This window comes from Brevibacillus sp. B_LB10_24 (genome assembly GCF_046036945.1).
In the GTDB taxonomy this organism is placed as follows: Bacteria; Bacillota; Bacilli; order Brevibacillales; family Brevibacillaceae; genus Brevibacillus_C.
This window is the reverse complement of record NZ_JBJQOQ010000012.1, coordinates 128,142-139,424: the sequence shown is the minus strand read 5'-3', so window position 1 is coordinate 139,424 and position 11,283 is coordinate 128,142. Positions and strand designations below refer to the sequence as shown.

The following is an 11,283-nucleotide window of genomic DNA, read 5'->3' as shown; positions in this document are numbered from 1 at the left end:
GAAACAAGAAGCCCCCGCCTCTTCAGGCGGTGGGAGCATTCACCGCGCCCCCCATTTGTCAAAGAGGTGGAGCAGCGGATACCTGCCGATCACTTTGGAAATAGAGAAGAATTCTGCTCCCGCGTGCAGGATGATCAGCAGAATCAAAATCACCATTTTCGCGAAGAATGAAGGCCCGGTGATGAACAGGACCCCCAGGAGAAAGCCAAGGTAATTGGCCCCGGTGTCGCCAAGCATGATCGTCCGCTGCATTTCGGGAACGAAAAACCAGATCGTCGCACTGAGCGCAGGCAGATAGAGAATCCATGCTACCGTGTTGTAAACGAGCGGGGTGGCCAGCATCACCGCCATGGAGAACATCCAGAATACTTTGATCGCCCGGCCGGGACGCAAATCAAATAGATTCATCATATTGGCGCTAAGCGCCAGCAATCCGGCGTGGACAAGCATCTCCCAAAAATCGGATGACAGCCCCATGCTGACAATCAGCGAAGTTCCCCCGATCCCCCACGCTTTCAGCAGTCCGCTGGTAAACCGCTGCTCCTTCCACAAGACCTGCAGATGGCCGCGCAGTCCTTTGGGACTTTTATCGGTGGACCGGTCGTCTTGAAACCCCCAAAGAGCAACGGCGAGGGAGCCGATGAAGATCATCACCACCGAGCGAAGGCCGATCAAAATAAACCCCAACCAGTAAAAAAAGCCGAGCAGGGCAATGATCGACAGATTGATCGTCACCAAGAGCACCAAGCCGCCAGCCGTCGGGGTAGATTTTCCGGCAAAATTTAATCTGCATAGCCCTCGCCGCATGATCAGATGAGACACCGGCGGGTAAGCGAATACGTGGACGAACAAAGGCAGAAAAAAGGCCAAGAGAAAATAGTAGATCATCTTCGGCGCCCTTCGGCGTCCTTCACCGCCCTTCCCGCCACTTAACGCCAAGCGAGCGGCTGATCGCAATCAATTCTCTTCCACGGTGCAGGAAGCCGGCCAGATTATTTCCAGATTCCCGGTGGCAAAAGTGCACAGGCACTTCCAATAGCCTGTACCCGGCTCTCAGCGCATCGATCGTCATGGCTACTTCTATGCCAAATCCGTCATCGAGTCTGCCCAGAGATTCCAGAACCTCACGCCGAACAGCCCGTTGTCCGGACAGCGGAGCTGTCGGGTCAAAGCCGGTCAGATAGCGGATTCCGTGGCGAGCTACCGCTTTGGCTACACCAAACCCGGCGCGGCGCTTGGGCGAAGGCAGCTTGGCAATCGCCATGTCGCACCATCCCGCCTTGACCGGATGCAGCAAGTGATTGGCGTGCATCGCACTTTCCCGCAAATCGCTGTCGAGGAACAACAGCACATCGCCTCTCGCTTCTCTCCAGCCTGTTTTCAGGGCAGCGCCCTTCCCCCGATTGACAGGCAGACGAATGACCTGGTCGGCCCAGCCGCCTGCCAGCTCGGATGTCTGATCGCTGCTTCCGTCGTCAATTACGATCAATTCCTGGCAGGGAACGTGGCGGCGTATCGCCTGGAGGGTCTGGACAATGTATGCCGCTTCGTTGTACGCCGGGACGAGAATGCTAACTTTTTTCACGTTCCCACCTCACCTCTTTGATCAACTCCCTCACTTTTTCCAGGAGCTTCCACTGCTCAGTCGGGGACTTCGGCGCGTTTTCCACCCTCATCCACCTGACGTTCCCCGCGAGACTGTTCAGCCAATGGGGAGTTTCCCTGCCCAGGATGAGCAGTGGAACCGTCTTGGTTTCTCTCTCGCTTTGTCCGTAGCGGTACTCGGCAACCTTCAATCCAGCCAGGCCAAGCACTCGCTCTACCTCGCCCGCAGCCGCCGTCTCCGGCCGCCAGATATACACCTGCTGTCCGTTCAGTTCGTCGGCGAACCTGGCCGCCAGCAAGTGGATCACTTCTTCGTTGTTTCTCTCTACCCGGTCGATTAACTGATCGACCTGCTCCTTCAGTTCATGATTGCTTTTCAGCGTTTGATTGTACCTCGCTTCAAGACGATTCCAGAACTCCTGCTCACTAGCCGCAAACCAGGACTGTCCTGCCGTGCCGCCGAGCAGGATGCCAATGCCAAGTGCCAGGAAGATCGCGGCAATCGCGATGAGATGATAGCGAAAATGGATCATTTCTCTCCTATGAGGTGAGCAGCTGCCAATGTTTCCAGACCATTTGGGCGGCACGGCGGGTAACGGGATTGACGGCAAACAAAGCGATAATCGGCACCAGTGCTGCCGCTGCAAACAATGTCAGGGCATGCCACGACGCTCTCGGCTGGTAAAGCCTGCTGACGCCCTTGGCATCGATCAGCCGCGCACCGATTTTGGTTCGGACCAGAAGGGTGCTACCCATCCCCTTCCGGCCTTTCTCCAAAAAGTCGATCATATTCGTATGGGTGCCGAGTGTGACGATCAGCTCCGCCTGATGCTCGTATGCCAGCAGCATGGCGACGTCCTCGCTGGTGCCCGGCGCCGGAAGCACGTGGCAGGGGAGGCCTAAGCCGTCGATTCGCTTCTTTCCCGGCGCCCGTCCATCTACGTAGGCATGGACGACGATTTCGGCGCCACAGGCCAATGCCCCATCTGTCACGCTGTCCATGTCCCCGACGATCAGGTCGGGCCGGTACCCATTCTCCAGCAGCACGTCGGCCCCGCCATCGACGGCGAGCAAAATCGGCCGGCGATCCTGTATGTAAGTCCGCAGCAAACGCAAATCCTCCCGGGTATGTTTGCCCCGCACCACCACAACAACATGTCGGTGGGTCAGATCAGTCCGCAGCGCCAGCTTTGCGAGCGGCTGCAAAAACAACTCTTTTTCCCGGCTGGCATATGTCAGCGTATTATCGATAAACTGAGAGAGCATGATCGGCAAACGGCTCTGGGCCACTTGCCACTTTTCCTCCACCTCTTCTTTCGAAATCGGGTAAAGCAGGCAAAACGACTGCCACTTACCGTCTTCCTTCACATAGAGCCGGTCGTTGTCGAGCTTCGCCAAAGTCCCCTCGGGCAGCTCCAGCAGCCGCAGGGATTCACGGCCTTTCGCTTCATACAGCGGCACGTGCCCTTCCAACAAGCGTCTGGCCCCCATCGCCGGATAACTGCCGGTGATGTAGGATGCGGTGTTGATCACTGCTCCAACCTTTGCTTGAAGCAGCGCTTCTGCCGCCATTTCATCGAGATTCTCATGGTGTACAACAGCTACTTGGCCAGGCTGAATCCGTTTGCAGAGCTGTTTGGTCTTGCTGCCGGCTATCAGTTCCACTTCATTTGGCAAGGAGAAGGCAAATTTGCGCTTGACCACGTAATCCCACCTCCAGCCATAGTATGGCAATTGTTGCCGTCTGCCATGCGCCAAAGGCCCCTCGTAATCGAGGGCAAAAAAAAAGAAGCCGTACCTGTGTACAGCCCCTTCTTGCGATTTCTATCAATTATGCGCCTTGTGTGGCATAGTAGATGATCAGTACGTCAGCAAACAGGAAAACTGCCAGGGAGATGATAGAATAGACGACGGCAAACATATTTCGTGCCTTGAAAGAGCGAACGACTCCAAAGGCAATGAGAATCGTAAGGATAAACATAACAAAGTCAAATAGATTCAGATTCACAACCATACAACTCCTTTATAAATGTTCAACGATCATGTAACAATGCCACTTCCCATTATATAGTCTACCCAAGTGTGTTACAAGACATATCCCGATTTGTGACAAACGAATTCACAAATTGTTCCTGCCTGCCGCAAGCTAGGCGCTGCGAAGCGTTAACAGGGTGATTTCCGGACGGCAGAAAAAGCGGATCGGCAGGATCGTCGTGCCAATCCCTCTGTTCGTATAGACCAACAGGGAAGCGCCCTCTACTCTCTGCAAACCGTCCGGGTATTTTTGACCGTACTCAGGCGTGAGAATCGGGCCGATGAACGGCAGCCGGACCTGGCCGCCGTGGCTGTGCCCGGACAGCTGCAAGTCAACCGGAAATCCGCCTGCGTAATCGGCGAAGTCAGGCTCATGGGAGAGCAATATCGTAAAACTTCCTTCGGGAATGCCCCGTAAGGCCTGCTGCAAGTCAGGCTTTCCATGCAGCACGTCATCTACTCCCGCTATGTAAAAGTTTTTTCCCAGGCTTCCCGCTGCCCCATGCTGATTTTGCAGCAGTTCAAATCCCGCTTGTGTCAGCACCTTCGCGACCTTTTCGGAACCCGAGCGATAGTCGTGGTTACCCAGCACAGCCCATTTTCCCAGGCGCGGGCTTAGTTTCGACAATGCAGAGACGATCTCTTCCGCATCATTCACCCTGCTGTCAAACAGGTCGCCGGTAAAACAGATGAGATCAGGCTGCAAACCGTTCACTTGCTCCACCACCTTCAAAAGGTCCTGCGTCGAAAAGTAATGTCCAGCGTGCACATCGCTGAATTGGACGATTCGCAATCCGTCCAGGCCGGCGGGCAGGCGTTCAAATGCGATAACTTCTTCGCGAATGGCGATCCAGAATCGTTCGATGCAGACGGAGTACAGGCAGGCACCTGTCATCGCGATCGCACCGCTTATAAGCGTCCTTAAAAACCGGCGTCGGGTGACATTTCCGCTTTCAGGCTGAATTTTCACGTCGCTTCTCCTATCTTCTGCGATTCAACTCCATATTTTACCACATAATCCGACAGCATTGGATTGAAAAAAAAACGCTACTGGCGATTCAGTAGCGTTTACGGGAGCAAAGTGGCGTAAAAGTCGACCATTTTTTTAGAGCAGATCACTAGTTGACTAATTCTTTTTCCCTGATGAGCTGCATTTGTACGATATATTTATCCAATTCCTGACTAATTGCTACAACACTTGTATTGGTCAGGCTTCCTGTTTCCATCGCCAAAATCATCATGCGTTCCCGTAAATCTTCAATCGTTTGCGTCAGTATCATCGGTTGCACGTAAAATCACCTTTTCGTTATTGTTAACACAATTGCTAGTATACGTCGATTCTTATGAGATGAACATGGTTTCTTCTCGACAATGAAGCAGAAACTTCGTAGAAATCTGTCGATTGCAAGAACCATTTCACAATCTGTTCACAAATCCTCCATATCCCGCATAGGAAGACTCCTGCTTATGGAAGCTGTCAAGCAAGACGTAGCCGAGGACGATGCCGCCGATCATTTGAAACCCGGAACCGCCAACAACCACAAAAGAATAACTGAACGGAAGATACTGACCAATAGGCGAAAAATACAAGCAGAGATTGAAAGCGACAAATGCGGCAGGTATTCCAACGGTCAACAGCTTGACCCATTCCACCCTCCAGACACCCGGCTGTCTGCACTTGCGCACAAAAGGCCAAATAGCCAATAGAATTCCGAACCCGACATTAAGCAATGAAGCGTAAACTAAATGAGGGAACCTTTCAAAAGTTGCCTTCATTTCGTCATGCAAAAAAGTTTGGTACTTCAATCCGAACAGAATTACCAGACCAACAACGACAACATAACACAAAGAACCAATAATCCGAATGAGTTGAACCACGCAATCACCTCTCCCTTCCATTTTAGTATTTTACCAAACGATCCCAGTTAAGGAAGGACGGCCAATGCGTTATAAGCATTAACTATTAACTGTATAGAAAATATAGATTTTACTTATAGCCCAAACCTATGATACAAGAAAGGTAACGATTTCGAAGAGGAGTGATTTCATTGACAGAACAATCGATCCAGACATGGAATGCAGATCTGTACGACAATCAATTAGGGTTTGTTGCGGAGTACGGGAAGGATGTGGTCGGACTGCTGAATCCGAAGCCGGGTGAGCGCATCCTCGATCTGGGCTGCGGCACGGGGGATTTGACGAAGGAATTGGCTGACCTTGGCGCGGATCCGTTTGGCATCGACCTCTCTTACGCGATGATCGAGAAGGCGAAAGAGAAATACCCTGAACTTGCCTTTTCGGTGGAAAATGCGGAAACATTCCGTACCGCCGAACCATTTGACGCGGTTTTTTCCAATGCGGCGCTGCACTGGATGAAGCATCCCGACCTCGCAGCCGAGACCATACGATTGGCACTGCGCCCAGGCGGACGTTTTGCAGCTGAGTTTGGCGGCAAAGGAAACGTCGAGACCATCATTCACGGGATGCAAACCGTCTTGGCCAGGTACGGCATCGATGCGGCAGAGCGAAATCCCTGGTACTTTCCCAGCATCGGAGAGTACAGCAGTCTGCTCGAACGGCACGGCTTTAGGGTACAATTTGCCTTACACTTTCACCGCCCTACGCCGCTGCGTGACGGCGAAAGAGGACTGTCGCACTGGTTGACCAGTTTTGGGGATGACTTTTTTCCGGGACTGTCTGCCGGAGAGAAGGAAGAGGCGTTTTCACGGATTGAAGATGAGCTTCGCCCGCTCTTGTTCCGCGATGGCGTCTGGGTAGCCGATTACTGGCGGATACGGGTCTTGGCAGTAAAAGCGTGAGGTATAGCCTTAGCATCGGCAGGGAGTGAAACCCGGTTAGAGTCTGCCAAACCGGGTTCCACTCCCTGCCGGATCATCGGAGGATCATAACGACGGCATCAGCCGGCTTTCCGAATGGAATCCTTGTAGCCTTGTGGCATGTAGGCCTGCTCCACTTCGGAGAGCGGCAGCCACTGATACTCCTGATGTTCGCTGCTCAGCCTGAACCGGGAGGCATCTTCGCAGTGGCAGCGATACGTGACCACAAACACTTCATGGCCGGCAAACACCTTGTAGACCCAGACGTCAAGCAAGGCATCGACACTGCAGATGATTCCCGTTTCTTCGCGTATTTCCCGAATCACGCACGTCTCCGGCGTTTCCCCCCGCTCTAGCCTGCCGCCGGGAAGCTCCCACTCATTTCGCTCGTTTTTGAGCAACAATACCCGATCGTTTTCGATGATAACTCCTTTTACCGAGATGGGCAGCTGCAACCCCATCCAATCCCTCCTTTTGCCTTGCCCAGGACAGGCAAGCTGAATCCACTTCGCGAATGACCCTAATCATTTACCCCAAACCCGGCGAATAAAAACCAGAGAATGGTCCGCTGCCCGGGCAAGCGACAACTGCCGAACCGGCCTCAAAGCCGGGCGGAAGCTGTTTTTCGCAGCGCTGCGACAACTGCCAAGCCGATCGCCGCGCCGGTTATCGAGCTGACCAAAAAAGGGGGGACAAAGGCCAGGGCAGCGGCCGATGTTTGCAGCAGCAGCCTGGCGACGGGCACGGACAGCAGGGCTCCGATGACTCCGGTGCCAAAAATTTCACCCAGCGCAGCCGTCCAGGTCTTCTGGTATCGACTGTACAGATAACCGGCAAAAAAAGCGCCGATCATCCCGCCGGGGAAGGCCAGCAGCGAGCCTACACCCAGCAAATTGCGCAGCAAGCCGATGGCAAAGGCGACGATGACTGCCGGTCCGGGGCCGAGCAGAATGCCGGCAATCACGTTAATGCTGTGCTGGATCGGAAACGCTTTTGCCACCCCTGCAGGCAGCCAGATAAGGTGCGAACTGATCGTGCCGATTGCCACCAGCATCGCCATTATCGTGATCCGTTTAGTGCTGCCCAAGACCGTTCACCTCCCTTTTCAGTGCCTGCGCGGCTTGGCGGGGCGAATCGGACAGGCTGATCGCGGAGATGACAGCAATTCCATCAGCCCCGGATCGAATTACAGCCCCGGCATTACCGTGCTGTATGCCGCCGATGCCGACCATCGGCAGCGCAATTCCTCCGGATCGAAACATCTGGATGATCCTGGTACCAGCCACTTCTCTCGTATCTTTTTTCGTCTCCGTCGGATAGATCGGACCGACGCCGACATAATCGGCACCGATCCGGACCGCTTTTTGCGCTTCTGCCAGATTGTGGACGGAGACTCCCAGGATTTTTCCGGCGATCCTGGAGCGGGTGCTGGGTATATCCCCGTCCTCCTGTCCGATATGCAGCCCGTCAGCGTCAAGCGTTTCCATCAGTTCAAGATCGTCGTTTACAAAAAAAGGAACCCCGTATCGCTTGCAGATCTTTTGCAGTTCTTTTGCCAGTTCCGCTTTATTCGGGCCGAGAGCGCCTTCTCCTTTTTCCCGAAATTGAAAACACGTAACTCCTCCCTTCAGGCTTTCTTCCAGAACTGCAACCGGATCCGTTCGGCAATTGACGCTGCCTATCACAAAGTACAATTTCAACGCTTCGCGCAATGAAGACGCCTTCGTCATCATAAGGGTACCTCCTTTCGTTTAAGCCCTTCGGCCGAGGACAACTCCCGGTCGGTCAGCAAAGAGAGTTGATCCAAAAACGCAGCTTGAAAGCTCCCCGGGCCGCGGGATCCTTTCGCTGCTTTCTCCCCGCAAAGTCCTGCCATCGTCATAGCCGCAGCTGCTCTCTCGGCAACGGACAGAGAGACAGCCACTGACTTGGCCAAAAACAAGCCGATCAGCGCAGTTGCCAGGCAGCCTGTGCCGGTCACTTTGCTCATCATTTCACTGCCGTGCTCCACATGAAATAGCTTTTCGCCATTCGTGATCACGTCTGTCTTCCCCGTCACAATCAAAGTAGTTTGCAGCTGTTTGGCTAACCGGCAAGCAAGCCGTTCAACGCTGCTGCCGACGTCTCCGTCCACCCCTTTTCCCGCCCAGCGCTCACCTGCCAGGAAGCCGATTTCCGCAGCATTGCCGCAAATTGCATCCGGTCTGACTTCTTCTATAATGCGGTTCACTGCCTCTTTGCGCAGCCGGGACAAGCCGGCTCCAACAGGGTCAAGAACGACGGGAATGCCGTTTGCTTTGGCCGTTTTACCGGCAAGGATCATTCCCTCTGCGATATCGGGTTCAAGCGTACCGAGGTTTACTACCAGGGCATCCGCATGGGCGGCGGCCTCGCACACTTCCTCTGGGTGATGGGCACACATCGGACTTCCCCCGGCAGCAAGCAGGCCGTTGGCGACAAAGTTGACCGTCACTCGATTGGTGATCAGGTGAACCAGCGGTTTTTTTGTCCGAATTTGCTGTAACATGTTCGGAAACGGGATCATTTGTTAACACCCACCCACTGACTGTACTTCCGATAGGCCCAATGATTGGTTGGACCGTGGCCGGAGCCGATCGACAGCGGGTATTCGATTGCCGCCTGGATAAACGCTTTCGCCGTCTTAACCGCAGCAAGGGGAGTCTTCCCTGCTGCAAGCTCTGCCGTGATCGCGGCGGAAAAGGTGCAGCCTGTGCCATGCGTGTGGTTGGTATACACCCGCGGTCCCGTCAATTCATAATAATCCCGGCCGTCAAAAAACAAGTCTGTCGCCGCGTCCTCTTCCAGATGCCCCCCTTTGATCACGACATGCTGGGCCCCCATATCCGCGATTTGTTTTGCTGCTTCTTTCCGGTCGGCCAAGCTGTTCAATGTTTTGCCGGTCAATTTTTCCGCTTCCGGGACATTGGGCGTTACGATCTTGGCGAGCGGAAGCAGGTGTTCCTTCAAAGCTTGCACTGCCTCCTCCTGCAGCAGACCGGTTCCGCCTTTGGCGATCATCACCGGGTCTACCACGAGATTGCTCCAGCCGAACCGCCTGATACAGGACGCGACCGCCGCAATGATCTCTCCGCTAAACAGCATGCCGGTTTTCGCCGCCTGCGGGGCGAGATCAATCTCAATCGCTGTCAATTGTTCTACAATGGCTTCCACTGTCAGCTGGTAAACCCCCCGGACACCCAGCGTATTTTGCGCCGTAACCGCAGTCAGCACCGACATCCCGTACACGTCCAGCTCCTGAAACGTCTTGAGGTCTGCCTGAATCCCCGCTCCTCCGCCGCTATCCGAGCCGGCGATGGTCAATGCTTTGGGAATGCCCGTCCCAAACGTCCTCACTTCTCATCCGCTCCTCTCTTTTTTCAAGCGCAAAAAAGCCACCCTCCGAGGAAGGTGGCTAAAAGCTCGAGTATGCATGCTCCATAGTCCACACCACTTCCCTCCGCCAGTACAAACTGGATCAGGTTCAAAGGGTTGATGAACTCATTCATCTCTCAGCTTTTGTGTATCAAAGCACCCCTAGTGGAAAACAATATGCAATTACCTGTTATGGTAGCAGAGACTGCAAAAGTTTTCAACCTGCTATTTCAGCATCGAAAGCATCGCCCAGCGTCTCTCCGTGCGCTTTTTGTACTTGGGCAGCGAACGGTAAATGTCTACAGCCTCGCGAAACGCCGCCTTTGCCTCGCTGTTTTTGCCAAGCTGCGCGTACAGTTGGCCCAGCAGGTAGTAGCTCTTGCAAGAGGAGGAGTTGATTTCCCGGAAACGCTCCAGGAAGCTGAGCGCCTTTTCCCGGTCGGAGGCGGAAAACGCTTCGGCCAGATCCAGATAAGGTTCGCCGTACTTGACCCGCGGATTCATCGCCAGCGCTTTTTCGATCAGCTTTTCTCCGTCCGCCAGGTTCCCCAGCTTAAGTCGGCAAAGCCCCAGCTGATACCAGAATTCCGCCGATTCTGACATGACGGACTGGCTGTTCTCCAGGTAGGACAAAGCCTCTTGGTAGCGTTTTTTCTCGATCAAAATATGCGCGATTTCCAGCTTTGACGAAGTATGATGCGGATTCAGCCTGACTTCCTGCTTCAGCTTGGCCAGCCTTCTGCTTTGTTTCAGGGGTTTGACCCAGTTTGGCAAAATTCCCACAAACCGCATGTCCAGAAAGTAGAGAATCACCAGTAAAAGAATGATAGCGATAAACGGATTGCCCGTGATCCAAAACAACAGGGAAAACAACAGAAACTTGCTCAAAGAATCACCTCTATATACTGCTGCTCTCTTTATTCTATCAATTGCATCGCCTGAAGTCGATCTTTATGCACATGATCTTGCCATTTAGCCCCAGCTCGAGAAGACCTCTGCGGGTGAAAGGAGGGCCCCTCTCGCGGCAGGATGCTTTTCCGACAGCATTTTTGCTGTAGACTTCGAATATTGTTGTAATAAAAAACTCAGGTGCTGGCGACATCTCCTCAATTGAACTCCACATTTTATTTACGGTCACACCACAGCGAAACACTTTTAGAAAGGAAGGGAACAGATGAACGTTTCGGATTGCTGTGGCGCTGCGACGAAGGTGGAACACCGGCCGGATCATCCCTTTTTCTATGACGACCTGTACGATTTGAAGATACCCGTACTTGTTTGCACCCAATGTGGAAAAGTTCTTGGTCTTACTCCAGGTAAGCCCCGTGAGGATCAAAACCTGTAACGATGTCGCCAGGATGTAGCTTGCCATCGCCGAGAAGGACTTTAACGGAGGTTGCGCTGTCATTGAAGC

General features: G+C 53.6%; 16 protein-coding genes and 1 riboswitch. Of the genes, 1 reads left to right on the top strand and 15 read right to left on the bottom strand.

The genetic code is table 11. The features are described from left to right. Positions 1-39: 39 nt before the first annotated feature. The 8 genes from ACI7RC_RS13545 to ACI7RC_RS13510 form a co-directional block, all read right to left on the bottom strand. Complete coding sequence (locus ACI7RC_RS13545; RefSeq protein WP_408108757.1) at positions 40-888, bottom strand: hypothetical protein; 849 nt, start codon at positions 886-888, stop codon at positions 40-42. A 22-nt stretch (positions 889-910) separates the two neighbouring features. Further along, positions 911-1,585: a glycosyltransferase family 2 protein gene (locus tag ACI7RC_RS13540; RefSeq protein ID WP_408108756.1), complete on the bottom strand. Its 675-nt coding sequence runs from the start codon at positions 1,583-1,585 to the stop codon at positions 911-913. Next, positions 1,572-2,138, bottom strand: coding sequence for a copper transporter (locus ACI7RC_RS13535; protein WP_408108755.1), 567 nt, complete (start codon positions 2,136-2,138; stop codon positions 1,572-1,574). The genes ACI7RC_RS13540 and ACI7RC_RS13535 overlap by 14 nt, the downstream gene beginning before the upstream one ends. 7 nt (positions 2,139-2,145) lie before the next feature. Next, complete coding sequence (gene steA / locus ACI7RC_RS13530; protein ID WP_408108754.1) at positions 2,146-3,309, bottom strand: putative cytokinetic ring protein SteA; 1,164 nt, start codon at positions 3,307-3,309, stop codon at positions 2,146-2,148. 127 nt (positions 3,310-3,436) lie between these two features. Further along, the gene (locus ACI7RC_RS13525) at positions 3,437-3,619 is read right to left on the bottom strand and encodes a DUF2759 family protein (RefSeq protein ID WP_408108753.1); all 183 of its coding nucleotides are present in this window, start codon (positions 3,617-3,619) and stop codon (positions 3,437-3,439) included. Between the two features lie 132 nt (positions 3,620-3,751). After that, a complete protein-coding gene (locus tag ACI7RC_RS13520; RefSeq protein WP_408108752.1) occupies positions 3,752-4,609 on the bottom strand; it encodes a metallophosphoesterase in 858 nt (285 codons plus the stop codon). Between the two features lie 148 nt (positions 4,610-4,757). Continuing rightward, positions 4,758-4,919 carry a Spo0E family sporulation regulatory protein-aspartic acid phosphatase gene (locus tag ACI7RC_RS13515; RefSeq protein ID WP_408108760.1) on the bottom strand — a complete coding sequence of 54 codons (162 nt, stop codon included), beginning with the start codon at positions 4,917-4,919 and terminating at the stop codon, positions 4,758-4,760. Between the two features lie 136 nt (positions 4,920-5,055). Beyond that, positions 5,056-5,292: a hypothetical protein gene (locus tag ACI7RC_RS13510; RefSeq protein ID WP_408108751.1), complete on the bottom strand. Its 237-nt coding sequence runs from the start codon at positions 5,290-5,292 to the stop codon at positions 5,056-5,058. Positions 5,293-5,687: 395 nt separating this feature from the next. On the opposite strand from ACI7RC_RS13510, the gene ACI7RC_RS13505 reads away from it, so the two are divergent. Continuing rightward, a complete protein-coding gene (locus tag ACI7RC_RS13505) occupies positions 5,688-6,458 on the top strand; it encodes a class I SAM-dependent methyltransferase (RefSeq protein ID WP_408108750.1) in 771 nt (256 codons plus the stop codon). A 98-nt stretch (positions 6,459-6,556) separates the two neighbouring features. On the opposite strand, the gene ACI7RC_RS13500 is transcribed toward ACI7RC_RS13505, so the two are convergent. The 7 genes from ACI7RC_RS13500 to ACI7RC_RS13470 form a co-directional block, all read right to left on the bottom strand. Further along, positions 6,557-6,937, bottom strand: a complete 381-nt coding sequence (locus ACI7RC_RS13500; RefSeq protein WP_408108749.1) for an NUDIX hydrolase — start codon at positions 6,935-6,937, stop codon at positions 6,557-6,559. Between the two features lie 140 nt (positions 6,938-7,077). Next, entirely contained in the window at positions 7,078-7,563 is a 486-nt protein-coding gene (gene thiW / locus ACI7RC_RS13495) for an energy coupling factor transporter S component ThiW (RefSeq protein ID WP_408108748.1), read from the bottom strand. Continuing rightward, a complete protein-coding gene (thiE, locus tag ACI7RC_RS13490) occupies positions 7,550-8,209 on the bottom strand; it encodes a thiamine phosphate synthase (protein WP_408108747.1) in 660 nt (219 codons plus the stop codon). Before thiE ends, thiW begins: the two co-directional genes overlap by 14 nt. Beyond that, on the bottom strand, positions 8,206-9,021 hold the full coding sequence (thiM, locus tag ACI7RC_RS13485; protein WP_408108746.1) for a hydroxyethylthiazole kinase: 816 nt from the start codon (positions 9,019-9,021) through the stop codon (positions 8,206-8,208). Before thiM ends, thiE begins: the two co-directional genes overlap by 4 nt. Beyond that, positions 9,018-9,851, bottom strand: a complete 834-nt coding sequence (thiD, locus tag ACI7RC_RS13480) for a bifunctional hydroxymethylpyrimidine kinase/phosphomethylpyrimidine kinase (RefSeq protein ID WP_408108745.1) — start codon at positions 9,849-9,851, stop codon at positions 9,018-9,020. The genes thiM and thiD overlap by 4 nt, the downstream gene beginning before the upstream one ends. 81 nt (positions 9,852-9,932) lie before the next feature. Next, positions 9,933-10,043: riboswitch (TPP riboswitch) on the bottom strand. Positions 10,044-10,094: 51 nt separating this feature from the next. Further along, entirely contained in the window at positions 10,095-10,757 is a 663-nt protein-coding gene (locus tag ACI7RC_RS13475; RefSeq protein ID WP_408108744.1) for a tetratricopeptide repeat protein, read from the bottom strand. Between the two features lie 37 nt (positions 10,758-10,794). Then, the gene (locus tag ACI7RC_RS13470; protein WP_408108743.1) at positions 10,795-11,277 is read right to left on the bottom strand and encodes a hypothetical protein; all 483 of its coding nucleotides are present in this window, start codon (positions 11,275-11,277) and stop codon (positions 10,795-10,797) included. Positions 11,278-11,283: the final 6 nt, after the last annotated feature.